This is a genomic window from Haloarcula sp. CBA1122 (assembly GCF_009741785.1).
Classification (GTDB): domain Archaea; phylum Halobacteriota; class Halobacteria; order Halobacteriales; family Haloarculaceae; genus Haloarcula; species Haloarcula hispanica.
In genome coordinates this window covers 1-14,914 of the sequence record NZ_WPCB01000065.1, presented here as the reverse complement: position 1 = coordinate 14,914, position 14,914 = coordinate 1, and the positions used below count along the sequence as shown (strand labels likewise).

Below are 14,914 nucleotides of genomic sequence, written 5' to 3'. Positions count from 1 at the left end.
CTGGATGGCGACGGCGTTCGTCGAGGGCGGCAGCGTCGGGCCGATGCCGGCCGCCCGTGAGCCAACGGCGAGGTAGTCGACGTTGCCGTCGTCGGCCAGTTCGACGTCTACGTGGCCGACGCCGTAATCGGTCTTGAGGCGGACGACCAGGCGGTCCCGGAGTTCGTCTTTCGTCAGCCGCCGCGGGAAGAGAAAGCGCCGGTTCGCGAGCGTCTCTTTGGTCTCGTCTGGCATCGGGTCGTAACCGATGATGTCGTCGATATCCTCGGGCAGGCGAACGGACGTGACGCGGCCGACGGTCTGGACGATTTCGCTCACGTCAGCGTCGATGTTCCGGCCGCCGGTCGCGGCGAAGAGGTCGACGCCCAGTCGGTCCCCGATACGCATCCCGCCGTAGGCCCCGACGCCGCCGGCGAGGAACGCAGCGAGGTTCAACAGGACTGCACCGGCCGCCAGCACGTCCTCGCGCTGGGCGATGACCTCGCTGAGCGCCGTCGTCGCGCCGATAACGAGGACGACCGCGGTCAGGCCGAACAGGACCGCCAGCCCGGTCTGAATGCGTTCGCGGACGTACCAGCGATAGAAGACGGCGATAGCGCCCGCCGGCGTCGCGGCGAGCAGCGTGATGACGAGGAGCCAGACAACGCCCTCGACCAGCGCCCGCGACACCGTCCCCAGTTGCAGGTTCGCACCGACCTGTGCGAGCAGTGTCAGGCCGAGCGGCGTCATGCGACCGCCTCCGCGAAGGCGTCGAGGTCGGCGCGGCGGCCAATCGCGTACAGTTCGTCGCCGGCCTCGACAGCCGCGTCGCCGCGTGGCGCGACCTGCCAACCGTCCGCCGTCCGGATAGCGACGATGGCAACGTCGTAGACCTCCCGAACTTTGGCGTCCCGGAGCGTCGTCCTATCCAGCGGGCCGTCGGCGCGAACTGTGAGACGGCGAAACCGGCTTCCGGCCCGACGGAGCAGGGAGACAAGTTCGTACTCCCGATGGGTTCCGCGGGGTTCGACCACGACCTTTGGCTGAGCCGACCGCAGGAGTGGTTGCACGTCCGTCCGGGTCACGGCGACCGTGAGCCGGCCCTCGCCGCCGTCAGTCGTCGGTGCCTGTACCGGCGTTGGGGGCGTCTCGGAGTCAGCGATTTCCGGTTCCGTCGGGGTCTCGGCTGGTGTCTCGTCGGCCGACGGCGTCGACCGGGCACTGACGACGGTTCCCCGAACTTGTGCGTCCTCAGTCAGCACTGTCACCTCATCGTTTCGGGCCAGCCCGGTCGGCAACAGCGCGTCCACCGAAACGGCGTGACGGTTGTCGCCCACACGCTTCGACAGGCCCGAAAACGGCGGCGCGGCGACAACCGTCGCTCGCCCCTGCTCGTCGATGGAGACGGCGGCGTCGCCGAGGTCGAACTCCGATTTCAGCCGCTCCTCCATCCGGCGTTCGAGTTCGCCGATGCGGAGGTCGGCCGGGAACCGCCACTCCTCGCTGCGGATTTCGGCCCGGAGCGGCTCCGCAAGCGCAGGATACCCTTCCATGTCGGCCACGTCGCCGACGATGCGAATACGGACTTCGTCGCGGCCGCCGACAAATTCGACCACATCGGCGGAGAGTTTCTTCTCGCGGAGCCCCTGGAAAGAGAGCCGCTTCGGGAACTCCGCCCCGAGCTGGTCGCCCTTGCTGTGAGCGTACAGCGACACCATCCCGACGAGAACGATTGCAGTAATGATTCGCTCGGCGTTGGGGGCCTGCGTAATCGACTTGTCTGCCAGTGCCATGAGGCCCCCGCTGACGCCGGCAAGTGCGATTGCCAGCACGACAACACCGAACCCCGGCACGGTAATGCCGGTAAAGTACTTGAAACTGAACCCCAGCGCCCACGACACGAGCGCCGGTATCACTCCCACCAACAACCCCAGATAGATCCCCATCAACACCTCGACCGGGAGCGAAGCCATGTCCACATCCTGCGTGGCCGGTAGTAAATCGCTTCCGGCCCGCGGACAGTACATTTACACCCACCGCTGTAATCTGGATGGGTATGGACAGGCCGCGGAACTGGTTGGGAGCGCGCGCAACGATACTCTTGCCGGTCCTGGTGGCAGTGCTGTCGTTCGTCACTGGTGTGGTCAACATCAGTGCCGTGTCGATCAGCGGGCCGCTCGGAGACCTCATTCCGCGAAGCATCCAGCGCACCGCCGGGTTCACCGGTGCGCTCACGGGATTCACGCTACTCGTTAGCGTCGTCGGACTCCGTCGCCGCCTGCGGGTCGCGTGGTACGCGACCGTCGTCTTACTTCCCGTCGCGGCGGTTCAAGGGCTGGTGCAGAACTCGGAGGTGCCGCTCCCGTTTATCGGCCCAGTGCCGAGTTCGGCGGTGTCGATACCGCTCGTCGCGCTCTCGCTGCTCTCGCTCCCAGTAATATTGCTGAACCGGCGGCGGTTCGACCGGTCGGTCGACCTCTCGACAGCGCAACTGGCCGCGGGCGCGGCACTCCTCGGTTCGCTCATGTACGGGACGGCGGGATCGTACGCGCTCCGGGACGAGTTCACCAATCTTTCGACGGCGACCGACGCGTTCTACTACACGCTGGTCACGGCCAGTACCGTCGGGTACGGCGACATGACCCCACAGAGCCAGCAGGCGATACTGTTCGGTATGTCGGTGGTCGTCCTCGGGACGGCCAGTTTCGCCATCGCGCTGGGGTCGCTGCTGGGCCCGGCAATCGAGAAGCGGCTTTCGGAGGCACTCGGAAACATGACTGACGCACAACTGGACTTGCTCGAGAACCACGTACTGGTGCTCGGCCACGGCGACCTGACGGAACCGATCATCGAGGAACTGACCGGCGCAATCGATTTCGTGGTCATCACGCCGGACACGGAGACGGCCACGCGGCTCCAACAACAGGACATCCCCGTTCTGACCGCGGACCCGAGCGACGAAGAGCCGATGCAACGGGCCGGTATCGAGGAGGCCGCGGCGGTCGTCGCGGCGACGAACGACGACGCACAGGACGCGCTGGCGATACTGACGGCACAGACGCTCAATCCGGAGGTCAACATCGTCGCCGGGGCGACCGACCGCGAAAACATCGAGAAGCTCCGCCGGGCGGGCGCGGACACAGTCATCAGCCCGGCGGTGCTGGGCGGGCACCTCATCGTCCAGTCTGCACTGGGTCGCGAGGGGATGGAGAACATCGCCGACCACCTGCTCGACGTGAACGACGAGGACGACGCAGATATCTAGGCCCGGCCGCGGTCGACGATAGCGACGTCCGTCTCCACGTCCTCCAACCGTTCGAACGTCGGCGGCGAGATGAACCGCGACGCCTTGCTCCGGTCGCGGCTCGCCCCGATCATGACCAGGTCGTATTGTGGGGCGGTATCGGTCAGGAACGTCTGGATGTCCGTCCGCGGGACTCGCGTCTCGAACGCCCCCTCGTACGGTTCGATGAGGTCCGCGAGCATCTCTTCGGCCCGGCGGCGGTCCCCGCGGGAGCCGATACAGGTCGCGACGGCGACCCGCCCGCTCCGGCCGGCTAGTCGCGTGGCGAAGTCGACCATATTGTGGGCCACGTCGCTGACAGACCGCACGGGGACGATGACCTGCTTCCAGCGGGTCCGGTCGCTCCGTGACCGATGGACGACGATGTCGCTCTCACTGCGGAACAGCCGCTGTAAATACGACGTCAGCGCCCCGTGTCGACTCTCGTAGGGCGCGACGATGAGGTCGCAGTTGGTTTCGGCCGCGGTTTGCAGCGTCGTCTGCGCCGGTGACCCGTCGTCGCTCGCGACGACGACTTGACAGGAAACGCCCGTTCGCGTCTCGATGCGGTCGGCGTGGGTCTCTAGCCAGTCGACCTCCGCTTCGAGGTCAGTCTGGTCGGGTGATACCGACGCGTTGGCTGGGTTACCGCCGTCAGCGACGGGACGAGTCCGGGCCGATGGCGAGCCGGACCCGTTCTCCGACCGGATGTCCATCTGTATCGTGTCCCGCATGAGCGACTGCTGGGTTGTGGCGGCGTCGCTGTCCGAAACCATGTCCAGCAAGACGACTTTCCCGGCTTCGTGGGCAGCCGCGAGCCGCGCGCCCAGCATCGCTGTCTGGCCAGCCGAGTCGCCGCGCATCGGGACGAGGACGTGGTCGTCGCCGGACATCGACTCGTACAGGTACGTCGCCCGCTGCTCGTAGAACTCCTCGCGCCAGACGACGAAGAGGGCTGCCACGAGCGAACTCGCGAGGAAGATGCTGACAACGAACGCCGCCCGCTGGCTCGGTTCGACCAGCAGCGCCAGCAGGGCGGTGGAGTACGACGACGGCTCCTCGATGTCGAGCGGCCAGGTGACCACGCCGGTCGCGAAGACGGCGAGACCGGCACCGAGCGCGCTGACGCCGAACTGGCCGCCCGGGGCTGTGAGGTAGCTGTTCGAGACGGCGAGCGCGCCCAGCCCGCAGACCGCACCGATGGTGAGTCCCGCGACGAACCGCTTCGGGTCGGAGTACTTGCTCGTCGGATCGACGAAGAGCGTGTACGACCCCGCTGCAAGCGGCGGGAACAGCAGGAAGCTTAGTTGTGGGACGGCGTTCGCCAGCGTCGTCACCAGCACGATAGCCAGCGGGACGAACACCAGCATGGAGAGGTGGACGAGGTTTTCGGTCACCTCGGCCCACCGTCTGAAGTCCTGTAGTTCGCGGCGCTCGACCCGCCGGAGCCGTCTGACCGCCGCGTTGAGTCGCTTCCGGAACTGGTCGAGCATACAGTTTCCCACGGGAGAACGTCTGTTAAGCCCTCCGCCGGGAAGCGGCGCGACCGACCGATCACACGGGACACCCCCGACGGGCGCTCGCAGAACCCAGCGGTTCCGACGCTTACAGCGACGTGGTCGCCGTCAGACTGATTTCGATGGCGCGTTCGACGTTGTTCTTGGCTTTCTCGGGGAGTTCCTCGTCCTCAGTTTCGCCCTTCTGTGTCCCCTCGACGAGGTTTCCGTCGACGGTACAGATAGCGCCCGAGCGCAGGCCCTTGCGACGACACAGCGAGAACAGCGCGGCGGCCTCCATCTCGACGGCCAGCAGGCCAGCGGCCTCCCAGTCGTTGATGTACTCGTCCGTCTCGGCGTAGAAGGCGTCGTCCGTGGCGATGGGGCCGACGTGGACGTCCTCGTCGTTCGCCTCGGCGGCGTCGACCAGCGACGAGAGCACGTCGTAATCCGGGACGGCCGGGACGGACTTCGATTCGTAGCGCTGGGACGTTCCTTCGTCCTTGGCAGCGCCGTTAGCGACGACCATGTCGCCGATTTCGATGCCTTCCTGAAGCGCGCCGGTCGTGCCGACGCGGATGAGCGTCTCGACGCCGACAGCTTCCAGTTCCTCGACGGCGATGGCCGTCGAGGGCGACCCGATGCCGGTCGAACAGATCGTCAGTTCGCGGCCGTCGTAGGTCGCATTGACGAGTTTGTACTCGCGGTTCTCCGCGACGACCTCGTGGTCGTCACAGAGGCCCGCAATGCGGTCGACACGCCCGGGGTCACCCGGCACGAGCGCGATGTCTGTCAGGTCACCCGGTTCGACGAGTAGATGCGGTTGTTTCGCCATACAGGCCAGTCGCACGGAACTATTTAGTAGTCAGTGGATTCCCGTCGTTCACAACAGTGAGGTAGGACGGCCGCGAGAGCGGACGTATGGCAGACGATCTCTCGCTGTTCGACAGGCGGATGCGAGGACCGGCGGGTATCGCTCTCGCCGCCGGAGTCGTCCTCGGACTGCTGACCGGCTACACCGTCGGCGCGGGAACGCCGGACGGCCCCTCGTGGACCCTCGTCGTCCCGTTCGCGCTCCTTGCCAGCGTATTCCTGTATCTCGGAGCCTACAGAAACCTCTCGAAGCGGGTCGAGGATACGTAGCTTACAGCCAGGTGACGAGCACCGGGACGAACAGCGCGAGCGCCGTCCCGAAGATGAACGCCGTGAGCGCCCACTGTCGAATGATCTCGTCGGCATCGTCCCGGACGCTGCCGCCGAAGCGAGGCATGGCGATGCGGGCGAAAAAGTAGTAGATGAACGCGGTGACGCCCGCAACGCCGATAATGTGCGGTAGCAGCGGGACGCCGTTGAGCGAGACTGCGTCGGAAGCACGGACGAGAGGCCTGCAACGACCGCGCCGTAGAGCAGTGCCGCAACGAGGGCGGTGCCGTGATGCACGACGGCGGCGAGCGGACGGCCCACTGCGGCCGGGTCAGCACGAGTGAGGCCGGCCGCGGCGACGTGCGCCGGCAGGTACCCCTGGTCCTGTGTCATCATCGGGATGTTCAACAACAGACCGACGACCGCACCGGCGACGACACAGACGAACGCCCACTGCGTGAGGGGGTAGTCAAGCACGTATCGTCCCTTGTTCGCAGTGCCAATGAGCATTGTGTCATGCGGCTGGGGAGAGCAGAAACGACAGGTCTGGTGGCGGGATAGTCCGTTGCGAGGATACCCTCCCGAGATATCACCGACGGCTCTGGCACTGTCGAGTGTAGTACCGCAGAGTCAGACAGGATACATAGGGTGATGAGATAGTGCGGTATGCGGACCCAGGTGTTATCACACCCGTTTCAGTACCCTCAACTGTGTCGTTTCGGGTCAATCGGGGACAGCTGTCCTCGCCGTTCAATTCACTCAATATATTACACCACGGTGATATATATGTCGCCGGCCGGTTATATGTGGTAAGTTATACTATGACACAGCAACGCTACCAGAACGGGAAGCAGGTGATTAGACGCTGGGACGAGGTTTTCAAGGCCGTTACGGCCGAGCCGCGGCGGCAGCTCGTCATCTCGTTGTCAGACGCCCACCCCGACGAGACCGTCCCACTCCCCGAAAGTGCCGTAAACCCCAACGTCCCGCGCGACCCGGCGGTCCTTCGACAGGAACTGTACCATTGTCACCTGCCGATGCTGTCCGACCACGAGTTCATTACGTGGGATGCAGAGCCACTGGTCGCCGGTCGCGGACCACGGTTCGAGGAGGTGGCCGTCGTGCTCGAATCGCTGCAGTCGAACGCGACGGACATGCCGGAGCCGCTCGTGTTCGGGTGTCAGCGGCTCGAACAGGAACGGCAGGAGCGACGCAGCGATTCGGTCACAGAGTAGCCGCCCTCAGACCGGACTGAACAGGAACAGGACGATGTTGTTCGTGGCCGGGCCGATACCGACGGCGGTCACGAGCGCGAGCAGGAGGCTCGCTTCGACCGGGTCCTCTTCGAGGTAGTCATCCAGCAGGAAGACGACCCCAATCGCCACAAGCAGCTTGACGAACACGAACAGCCAGCCTTTGCCGAGATACGGGGCCGTCGGGAGCGTGCCGGCGAACTCCATGATTCGGGCCGGGATCGGTGTTCGTTCCGTGATCCCAATAACGTCAGCGCCAACCGCCGTCGAGACGCCGTCAAGCATGTGCGCGAACACGACCGTCGGGGCCGCATAGCGCATCCGAACCACGACCGGCGTCCGCCACAGCGCGACCGCAAGCACCGTTACAGCGGTGACAACAGTCGCGACGACGACGGCGACAGTCGGCCAGATGAGCCCCAGCAGGCCGGACTCCAGTGCCATCACGACGGCGATGACGAGCAACACAGTCAGGAGTCCGATACCGATGTACCCCAGATTGCGCGATATCGTCTCGCTGTGGCCGCGCCGGACGCTGAACAGCGTCAGCGTGATCCAGACGACACCCAGTGTGACGAACGTCGTGAGGTACACCGCCGGTGCGCCGAACAGCGGTGCGACCACGGGCCTGTACGCTTCAATCGGTGGCTGGTGGAACGCGTGGAGCGCGCCGCCGAGTGCCATCCACGGCGTCAGGGCGACCACGGTCCGCTGGTCGATCGGTGGTTCGAGGGCGTACAACAGCGCTGTCACCACGAGTGTGCCCGCAAGCAGCGCCACGGTGTACTCAAGCGGCGGGAGCGCTAACCCCGAAGGCAGTACCATGTCCCTCACGCCGACGCCGACGAGGGAAAACCTTCCGAACGAGACCGACGGAGGGCACACCGGTACGAGCGGCTATCGCGGACAGCCACTACAGCGGGACACCCGGCCCGCACCGTCCGCCGCCCGCCGTCTTTACGTAGACACCGCGTGTCACCCCGCGGTATGGACGACATTCCAGACCGCATCGAGCATACAGTCCTCGGCCCGACGACGACACCGGACGACGTACGAACCTGCCTCGACGAGGCGCTGCAGTACGGGATGCGGGCGTGTATTCCGCCGTGTTACCTCCCGCTGGCGACGGAGTACGCGAACGTCCCACTCACGGCCGTTATCGACTTCCCTCACGGCCAGGGCCAGACCGACAGCGTCTGTCAGGCGGCCAAACTGGCCTGGGACGCCGGGGCCGACGAACTGGATATGGTGTGTAACATCGGCCTACTCAAGGCCGGCGAGGACGACGCCGTCCGGGACCACATCACCGAGGTCGTCGCCAGCGTCCCGGTTCCCGTGAAGGTCATCGTCGAAGCGCCGCTGCTCTCTGACGACGAACTCGAACGGGTCGGCCAACTGGTCGCAGACGCTGACGCCGCGTATCTCAAGACCGCGACGGGGTTCAGCGAGGGCGGCGCGACAGTCCACGACGTGGAGATCCTCAGCAAGTACCTCCCGGTGAAAGCCAGCGGCGGCGTCGGGTCGTGGGCCGACGCCGAGGCGATGTTCGAGGCCGGGGCCGAGCGTATCGGGGCCTCTAGCGGCGATACTATCGTCCGAGAGTGGCAGGCCGAAACGCAGGGCGAAACTCCAACCAAACCGGAGACAGACCGAGACGACGCGGACACAACCGACGGCTACTGACCGGTCTAATCCGTCGCCCTTTTGCCGTCCTGGCGATAGTGTCTGGATGAATGGCCCGGTATCATATCGAGACGTACGGGTGCACCTCGAACAGAGGTGAGACCCAGCAGATCGAGCAGGCGCTCCGGGAGGGCGGGCACCATCCCGCCGACGGGCCGGAGTCGGCTGACGTAGCGATTCTCAACACCTGTACGGTGCTTGAGAAAACCGAGCGGAACATGCTCGCACGGGCCAAAGAACTCGACAAAGAAACGCCGGCCGACCTCGTCATCACGGGCTGTATGGCGCTCGCACAGGGCGAGGAGTTCCAGAGCGCCGACGTCGACGCGGAGGTACTCCACTGGGACGACGTGCCCCAGTACGTCCTCAACGGCGAGTGCCCGACAATCACGCCGGACACCGAAACGGTGCTCAACGGCGTCGTTGGTATCCTTCCCGTCGCACGGGGGTGTATGTCGGACTGCTCCTACTGCATCACCAAGCAGGCGACCGGGCGAATCGAGTCGCCGTCGGTCGAGGAGAACGTCGAGAAGGCCCGTGCGCTCGTTCACGCCGGCGCGAAGGAAATCCGCATCACGGGCCAGGACACCGGCGTCTACGGCTGGGACACGAACAAGGGGACGAGCCTGCTGCCGGAGCTACTCGACCGCATCTGCTCCGACATCGACGGTGACTTCCGGGTACGCGTCGGCATGGCGAACCCGAAGGGCCTCCACGGCGTCCGCGAGGAACTCGCGGCGGTGTTCGCCGAGCACGACGAACTGTACAACTTCATCCACGCGCCGGTCCAGTCCGGCAGTGACGACGTGCTGGCCGATATGCGCCGCCAGCACGCCGTCTCGGAGTATCTGGAGGTCGTCGAGACGCTGGACGACCACCTGGACTACTGGACGCTGTCGACGGACTTCATCGTCGGCTTCCCGACCGAGGAGCCGGCCGACCACGAGGAGTCGATGGCGCTGCTGCGCGAGACCCGGCCCGAGAAGATCAACGTCACGCGCTTCTCCAAGCGGCCCGGCACCGACGCCGCCGACATGAAAGGCCTGGGCGGCCAGACGAAGAAGGACCGCTCGAAGGAGATGAGCGAGGCGAAGATGGAGCTGATGGCCGAGGCCTACGAGGAGATGGTCGGCCACACGTCCTCGGTGTTGCTCGTCGAGGACGGTACCGACGAGTCGCTGGTGGGCTACGACGAGGCCTACCGACAGGTCGTCATCGCCGACGCACAGGAGCGCGGCCTCGAAATCGGCGACACGGTCGACGTGGAGATCACGAGCCACAACACCGTCTACGCCTTCGGCGAGCCGATCGAGCGGGCGCAGGTCGCGGACTGAGCGGGTCGGCAGCCCGAATTTTCAGTCGGAATCGACCGAGCCGTCAGTCACCGCTGTAGGCTTCACGAAGGTACGCTATCGCTCCGCCGAACATCGCGAGGTTGCCGAAGAAAGCCAGGCGCTCACCACTCTTGTCGTCCGGGTCGGCGTTCCAGAAGTCGTGCATCGTCGGGGTAACGACGGCGAGGAACGTGGCGACGGCACCGGTCGAAACGCGCGGGAGCCGCCAGAATGCCGTCCCCAGCCCGCCGACCAGCATCATCCCCGAGGCCAGCGGGGCCAGCAGGTCCGGCGCGGTGACACCCGCAGACTCAGCGTACTCGATTGCGTCCTCCATATCGCGGAAGTCCTCAGCGGCCTGGAGGGCCACACCGAGGCCGAACAACAGTCGTCCAAGCGCGAGCCAGCTACGTGATGAGTCGTCACTCATATGCTACGGCATGGCACGGAAGCTACTAAAACGTCACTCCAGGTCAGCGAGTCGTTCCACTTCCTCGTCGTCTTTCCACTCGCCGAGTTCCTTCGGGTCGACGTGGATGAACGCGTCGTCGACCTCCGGGAGTTCCTCGATGGACTTGATGACCGCCGTCTCGATGTCGTGGGCCTCGAACAGCGTCAGGTCGCCTTCCACCTCGATGTGGAGGCTCACGTCGATTTCGGGGCCGACGTAGTGGGCGATAACGTCGTGTGCGCCTCGGACCTGCGGGTGGTCCAGCGCGCGGCGAAGAATTTCGCGCCGGAGGTCCTCCGGTGGTGCGCCGCCAACGAGATAGGTGACGTTTTCCTGTACGACCTCGATGCCGGTGTAGATGATGCCGATGGCGACGACGAGCGCAGCCAGCGGGTCGGCAATGGGGTAACCGGCCATCGCACCACCGACGCCGACCAGCGCCGCTCCCGCGGTGAGGATGTCGTTGCGGTTGTCCTTCGCCGTCGCAATGAGCGCCGGGGAGTTACGGTCCGTGCCCGCGCGGAGACAGTAGCGGTAGAGGGCGTACTTCGCGACGGCCGAGAAGGCGAGCACGAGCACGGCGGCTGGCCCCTGTGTTACCGAGATGTTCCCGGTCAGCAGGGCAGTACCGGCGTTCCAGAGGACGAACCCGCCAGCGGAAAAGATACCCGCGGCGACGAACAGCGAGACGAACGGCTCGATACGTTCGTGGCCGTGGGGATGCTCGAAGTCCGGCGGGCGCGTCGTCAGGTACAGCCCAGCGACGATGACCAGCGAGTAGGCGGTGTCGGCGGCGCTGTTGACCGCCTCGGACTGGACAGCGAAGCTCCCGGTGGTGAGCCAGACGCTGGCTTTCAGCAGCACGAGGAGGAGATTGACGCCGAGAACGAGCAGGCCGACCCGCCTGAGCGTCGCGCGGCGTGACATTGCTCCCCCGTTGTCGGGCCGCCGTCAAAGCCGCTTCGACACTGAGCTATCCCTGTGGCCGAGGCCGCGACGCAAAAGTTGCCGTCGTCGGCGAGAACGGATCGTATACCGACTGGTGGCAGTTACAGTACACCTTGTCGGCAGCCTCGAACTTCGCGCTTCCGGGCATCGTCTTATACCCGGGATTACAGCAGAGGTGCGTACAGCGGTTCACCCATGCGATGAAATCCTTAGCAGTGGCCGCGTCCAGGAACTCGCGTATCTCACCGGCGAGGTCGGCATACTCGTCGTCACCGGCGACCATCTTCGAGACAGCAGGTGTCCGGAACACTTGCACCTGTATCTCTTTGACGTCCTCGCCCTGTGAACGCCAGGTCGCGACCGCTGGCTTGCCGAGACCGTCGCTACCGATATCGTTTCCCCAAGACTCGTAGTCCTCGAAGTGCTCGACACGGAGTTTATCTCCGTCATTCAGCTGTGATTGCCAGTCATATGCCGCCTTCGACCTGAGGAACCCGTCACGCTCGGGGTCTGGCTCGAGTCCCGCGGCGACTTCGAGCCCGCAGTACTGGAACCACTGCTGGGAATACGTCACGCCGCCCAACTCCGCTTTGGCGATACGGAAGGTATCACCGCCCGTGGTCACTTCCGAGACGGACGGCCACTTTCCGCGGAGTGCGCCATCGGATATCTCCAGCGGAACGAGCGGCATCGGTCGGTTCGCCGGGCCAGCGATGTTCTGGATGCCGATATAGGACACGGTACCACCACCGACACCGCCTTGGTCAGTCGCTGCGTCGACTGCGAAGCCGCCGACAGTCGTCACTCCCGACAATGCACTGGCACCGACCAGTCCTTTGACGAAGCGGCGGCGACCGGACGGGGCTGGGTACTTATCACGCTGGCCGTGATTTGGAGGGGCTTCTTGCGTCATGGGACCATACGACAGTTTGGCGTCTACTGAAAAAGGCCCACCCGATGCTTTTCAGCTACCGGAAATCGGCCGTTTCACCACAGTCCCACGGACGAAGACCGCGTCTCTGTCGGTACGGCCGGCCGGCCGAACTACTCGATTCGGACAGCCCCGTCGTCAGGAGCGGTTGTCCCGTCCTGTGATGCGAACGCAGCGTAGAGCCGGTCGTACGTCTCTTCGACGGCCTCGACGATGACTTTCGTGTCACTGATGACCGGCATGAAATTGGTGTCGCCGTTCCACCGCGGGACGACGTGAGTATGGAGGTGGTCGTCAATCGACCCGCCGGCCGCGGAGCCACCGAGGTTCAGCCCCGCGTTGAACGCGTCCGGGGACAGCGCCGTTTCGAGAGCATCGAAGGTCCGCTGTTTCAGTCGGGCGTGATCGAGCAGGGTTTCGTCGTCGAGGTCGCCGTACTCGCCGGTGTGGGTGTGGGGAATGACCATCACATGCCCGGGGTTGTAGGGGTAGTTGTTCAGGAGGACGAAGGCGTGGTCGCTTCGTGCCACGAGGTTGTTCGCCCGGTCGTCGTCCCCCGCTTGAAACGCACAGAACACGCAGTCGACATCGGGGTTCGTCTCCTCGCGTTCGACCCACTCGATGCGCCACGGCGCGAACACCTTGTCCATACCGCCAGTTGTCGACCCACCAGCAAAAACAACGTGACTGTTGCCGCAGAAGCTCTATATAAAAGTGTTGGCCGTTCACGGTCGTAGACCGGATTCTATAGCCTTAGATGGGCTTTTAAACATTCTTGTCCTCTCTAAGGCAGCAATCCGAAAAAATCGGCCGCTATCTGGCGATAAACAGTGCTGAACGGACCAGAACTGAAGGTGGTTTTTATACTCCGTACCCGGCTTGTATCAGGCGGGATGGCAGCGATAAACGACGGCGTTGACATGGCTGAACACTGTTCGACGTGTGACCGCGAGACACCGCACGCCGTGCGTGTCCAGATACAGACAGAGTCCGATAAACGCGAGAACGCGGCGTTCTCCCGAGAGCCGTATCGGGTCAGCGAGTGTCAGATCTGTGGTACAACCACGTCAACGCGGATGAACAACGCCTGACCATCCCACACACCCCACCCCCACCCCACCGTTTCCATACGCCGCGCGGTCTCTGACTCGCGTGGCCACACCCCCCACCCATCACACCCTTTCACACCGGCCACAGAGAGATGTCGCTGTGGATGCTCAAGAAGCGGAGTCCGGTGTCAGTCCAGCGGGTTCGAAGCCGGTGTTCACGCTACCGCGAACGGGTCGTCACTTCACAGCCGTCCTCGGTGATGATAACGGTGTGTTCCTTCTGACTGACGTAGGCCCCGTCCTGCTCCTTAAGAACTGGATAACCGTGGACGATATCCTGCTGTTTCAGGCGGCGAAGCGCCATCTCCGCTCGCGGCGAATCGAGCCAGCGGGCCGCGAAGGGGAGGGTCCGATACTCCTCGGTAATCTGTTCGAGGACCTGTCGAGCCTGCCGGTTCCGAACTGACCCTTCCCGTTCGAGGGCGAAAATCTCCTCGTCGGCCCCTTCCTGCACCTTACCGCGGCCATCGGTGGCGAACGGCTCGATGGCGACCACGTCGCCCACGTCGAGCGTTGCACCCTGTGCCACCTCGCGGTTCGGGATGTTCGGCGACGTGTGCTGCTCCCAGTGGCCCAGTCCGTGGCCGGTGAGGTTCACGACGGGGTTGTAGCCGTACCCCTCGATGACCTCCTCGACGGCCGCGCCGATCTGGCCTACATCGACACCGGGGCCGGCAACGTCCAGCGCGGCGTCCAGGGCCTCGGCGGGCGCTTCGGCGAGTTCGTCCTGCCCGGAGAGGTCGACCGTCACGGCGGTGTCGGCGAGCCACCCGTCGACGTGGACGCCGATGTCGAGGTTGACCATCTCCTCGCCGAATGTTGCGTCGTCGTCGCGCTCGGGCGTGGCGTGGGCCGCCTCCTCGTCGATGGAGATGTTCACCGGAAACGCCGGCTTGCCGCCCAACTCCTTGATTTTGTCCTCGGCCCACTGGGCGACTTCGAGATGGGAGACGCCCACCTCGACGCGTTCGGCTGCCTCGTCACGTACCTGTGCTAGAATCTCGCCTGCTTCACGGCATTTCTCGTACTGCTCGGAATCGAAGTCCACGTCAGTCATGCACGCCGGTTAGTCGGTGGCGGCCAAAGGGGTTTCCCTCTGGCTATCTCGTCGCGGTCTGCATCGCGGCGGTGTTGCGTTCGGCTCCGGTGTGGCCGGCGTGGTCGAGGACGATTACGCCGGCGCGCCTGCCAGTAGCGTCCTCGAACGCCGCAATCGCCTCCTCGGCGGCCTGTCGCGGGCCGTACGTGTCGAGCAGTTCGACGGCGCGGCGGGCTAGGCCGAACCGGGCAATAGCCTCCCCTTC

17 protein-coding genes and 1 pseudogene are annotated in these 14,914 nt (G+C 64.9%); 6 read left to right on the top strand and 12 right to left on the bottom strand.

Going from position 1 to position 14,914, the window contains the following annotated elements; translation table 11 throughout:
* Together GJ630_RS17690 and GJ630_RS17685 are read right to left on the bottom strand one after the other, a co-directional pair.
* Positions 1–729: pseudogene (locus tag GJ630_RS17690) on the bottom strand (potassium transporter TrkA); the annotation flags it as partial.
* Complete coding sequence (locus GJ630_RS17685; protein ID WP_064288258.1) at positions 726–2,006, bottom strand: potassium channel family protein; 1,281 nt, start codon at positions 2,004–2,006, stop codon at positions 726–728. The pseudogene GJ630_RS17690 and the gene GJ630_RS17685, both read right to left, overlap by 4 nt.
* A gap of 29 nt (positions 2,007–2,035) precedes the next feature.
* On the opposite strand from GJ630_RS17685, the gene GJ630_RS17680 reads away from it, so the two are divergent.
* Positions 2,036–3,244, top strand: coding sequence for an NAD-binding protein (locus tag GJ630_RS17680; RefSeq protein ID WP_050037598.1), 1,209 nt, complete (start codon positions 2,036–2,038; stop codon positions 3,242–3,244).
* On the opposite strand, the gene GJ630_RS17675 is transcribed toward GJ630_RS17680, so the two are convergent.
* Complete coding sequence (locus GJ630_RS17675) at positions 3,241–4,755, bottom strand: HPP family protein (protein ID WP_064288257.1); 1,515 nt, start codon at positions 4,753–4,755, stop codon at positions 3,241–3,243. The two genes, GJ630_RS17680 and GJ630_RS17675, sit on opposite strands and share 4 nt — an antisense overlap.
* A 112-nt stretch (positions 4,756–4,867) precedes the next feature.
* Complete coding sequence (locus GJ630_RS17670; RefSeq protein ID WP_004518634.1) at positions 4,868–5,593, bottom strand: nucleoside phosphorylase; 726 nt, start codon at positions 5,591–5,593, stop codon at positions 4,868–4,870.
* Positions 5,594–5,679: 86 nt separating this feature from the next.
* Here GJ630_RS17670 and GJ630_RS17665 point away from each other — a divergent pair, with 86 nt between their 5' ends.
* Entirely contained in the window at positions 5,680–5,901 is a 222-nt protein-coding gene (locus GJ630_RS17665) for a hypothetical protein (protein WP_014039617.1), read from the top strand.
* Position 5,902: 1 nt separating this feature from the next.
* On the opposite strand, the gene GJ630_RS20385 is transcribed toward GJ630_RS17665, so the two are convergent.
* Positions 5,903–6,028, bottom strand: coding sequence for a hypothetical protein (locus GJ630_RS20385; protein ID WP_256369596.1), 126 nt, complete (start codon positions 6,026–6,028; stop codon positions 5,903–5,905).
* Positions 6,029–6,722: 694 nt separating this feature from the next.
* Between GJ630_RS20385 and GJ630_RS17655 the strand changes: the two genes are divergently transcribed.
* A complete protein-coding gene (locus GJ630_RS17655) occupies positions 6,723–7,136 on the top strand; it encodes a hypothetical protein (RefSeq protein ID WP_191450572.1) in 414 nt (137 codons plus the stop codon).
* A gap of 6 nt (positions 7,137–7,142) precedes the next feature.
* On the opposite strand, the gene GJ630_RS17650 is transcribed toward GJ630_RS17655, so the two are convergent.
* On the bottom strand, positions 7,143–7,979 hold the full coding sequence (locus GJ630_RS17650) for a DUF63 family protein (protein ID WP_191450569.1): 837 nt from the start codon (positions 7,977–7,979) through the stop codon (positions 7,143–7,145).
* A 162-nt stretch (positions 7,980–8,141) separates the two neighbouring features.
* On the opposite strand from GJ630_RS17650, the gene deoC reads away from it, so the two are divergent.
* Positions 8,142–8,837 (top strand): deoxyribose-phosphate aldolase, encoded by a 696-nt coding sequence (deoC, locus tag GJ630_RS17645; RefSeq protein WP_146417570.1) that lies wholly within the window; start codon positions 8,142–8,144, stop codon positions 8,835–8,837.
* A 50-nt stretch (positions 8,838–8,887) separates the two neighbouring features.
* Positions 8,888–10,171, top strand: coding sequence for a tRNA (N(6)-L-threonylcarbamoyladenosine(37)-C(2))-methylthiotransferase (locus GJ630_RS17640; protein WP_191450567.1), 1,284 nt, complete (start codon positions 8,888–8,890; stop codon positions 10,169–10,171).
* A gap of 43 nt (positions 10,172–10,214) precedes the next feature.
* Here GJ630_RS17640 and GJ630_RS17635 read toward each other — a convergent pair whose 3' ends face one another.
* From GJ630_RS17635 to GJ630_RS17620, 4 genes are all read right to left on the bottom strand, one after another.
* Entirely contained in the window at positions 10,215–10,601 is a 387-nt protein-coding gene (locus tag GJ630_RS17635) for a DoxX family protein (RefSeq protein WP_191450557.1), read from the bottom strand.
* Between the two features lie 33 nt (positions 10,602–10,634).
* A complete protein-coding gene (locus GJ630_RS17630) occupies positions 10,635–11,549 on the bottom strand; it encodes a cation diffusion facilitator family transporter (RefSeq protein WP_014039610.1) in 915 nt (304 codons plus the stop codon).
* 46 nt (positions 11,550–11,595) lie between these two features.
* A complete protein-coding gene (locus GJ630_RS17625; protein WP_014039609.1) occupies positions 11,596–12,483 on the bottom strand; it encodes a Rieske 2Fe-2S domain-containing protein in 888 nt (295 codons plus the stop codon).
* A 131-nt stretch (positions 12,484–12,614) separates the two neighbouring features.
* On the bottom strand, positions 12,615–13,151 hold the full coding sequence (locus tag GJ630_RS17620; protein WP_050037592.1) for an HIT domain-containing protein: 537 nt from the start codon (positions 13,149–13,151) through the stop codon (positions 12,615–12,617).
* Positions 13,152–13,394: 243 nt separating this feature from the next.
* Here GJ630_RS17620 and GJ630_RS17615 point away from each other — a divergent pair, with 243 nt between their 5' ends.
* Positions 13,395–13,592 (top strand): hypothetical protein, encoded by a 198-nt coding sequence (locus tag GJ630_RS17615; RefSeq protein WP_004518623.1) that lies wholly within the window; start codon positions 13,395–13,397, stop codon positions 13,590–13,592.
* Between the two features lie 178 nt (positions 13,593–13,770).
* Here the strand turns inward: GJ630_RS17615 and map are convergent, their stop codons facing one another.
* Positions 13,771–14,667, bottom strand: a complete 897-nt coding sequence (map, locus tag GJ630_RS17610; RefSeq protein WP_014039607.1) for a type II methionyl aminopeptidase — start codon at positions 14,665–14,667, stop codon at positions 13,771–13,773.
* Positions 14,668–14,710: 43 nt separating this feature from the next.
* Positions 14,711–14,914, bottom strand: a 204-nt coding sequence (locus GJ630_RS17605; RefSeq protein WP_197427664.1) for an isoaspartyl peptidase/L-asparaginase, incomplete at its 5' end; no start/stop codon positions are given.

Excerpts from the sequence above, each read along its gene's own strand:
- GJ630_RS17635 (WP_191450557.1), bottom strand. The coding sequence starts at position 10,601 with ATGAGTGACGACTCATCACGTAGCTGGCTCGCGCTTGGACGACTGTTG.
- GJ630_RS17615 (WP_004518623.1), top strand. The coding sequence starts at position 13,395 with ATGGCAGCGATAAACGACGGCGTTGACATGGCTGAACACTGTTCGACG.
- deoC (WP_146417570.1), top strand. The coding sequence starts at position 8,142 with ATGGACGACATTCCAGACCGCATCGAGCATACAGTCCTCGGCCCGACG.
- GJ630_RS17685 (WP_064288258.1), bottom strand. The coding sequence starts at position 2,006 with ATGTACTGTCCGCGGGCCGGAAGCGATTTACTACCGGCCACGCAGGAT.
- GJ630_RS17675 (WP_064288257.1), bottom strand. The coding sequence starts at position 4,755 with ATGCTCGACCAGTTCCGGAAGCGACTCAACGCGGCGGTCAGACGGCTC.
- map (WP_014039607.1), bottom strand. The coding sequence starts at position 14,667 with ATGACTGACGTGGACTTCGATTCCGAGCAGTACGAGAAATGCCGTGAA.
- GJ630_RS17655 (WP_191450572.1), top strand. The coding sequence starts at position 6,723 with ATGACACAGCAACGCTACCAGAACGGGAAGCAGGTGATTAGACGCTGG.
- GJ630_RS17640 (WP_191450567.1), top strand. The coding sequence starts at position 8,888 with ATGGCCCGGTATCATATCGAGACGTACGGGTGCACCTCGAACAGAGGT.
- GJ630_RS17620 (WP_050037592.1), bottom strand. The coding sequence starts at position 13,151 with ATGGACAAGGTGTTCGCGCCGTGGCGCATCGAGTGGGTCGAACGCGAG.
- GJ630_RS17665 (WP_014039617.1), top strand. The coding sequence starts at position 5,680 with ATGGCAGACGATCTCTCGCTGTTCGACAGGCGGATGCGAGGACCGGCG.
- GJ630_RS17670 (WP_004518634.1), bottom strand. The coding sequence starts at position 5,593 with ATGGCGAAACAACCGCATCTACTCGTCGAACCGGGTGACCTGACAGAC.
- GJ630_RS17650 (WP_191450569.1), bottom strand. The coding sequence starts at position 7,979 with ATGGTACTGCCTTCGGGGTTAGCGCTCCCGCCGCTTGAGTACACCGTG.
- GJ630_RS17625 (WP_014039609.1), bottom strand. The coding sequence starts at position 12,483 with ATGACGCAAGAAGCCCCTCCAAATCACGGCCAGCGTGATAAGTACCCA.
- GJ630_RS20385 (WP_256369596.1), bottom strand. The coding sequence starts at position 6,028 with ATGCCTCGCTTCGGCGGCAGCGTCCGGGACGATGCCGACGAGATCATT.
- GJ630_RS17630 (WP_014039610.1), bottom strand. The coding sequence starts at position 11,549 with ATGTCACGCCGCGCGACGCTCAGGCGGGTCGGCCTGCTCGTTCTCGGC.
- GJ630_RS17680 (WP_050037598.1), top strand. The coding sequence starts at position 2,036 with ATGGACAGGCCGCGGAACTGGTTGGGAGCGCGCGCAACGATACTCTTG.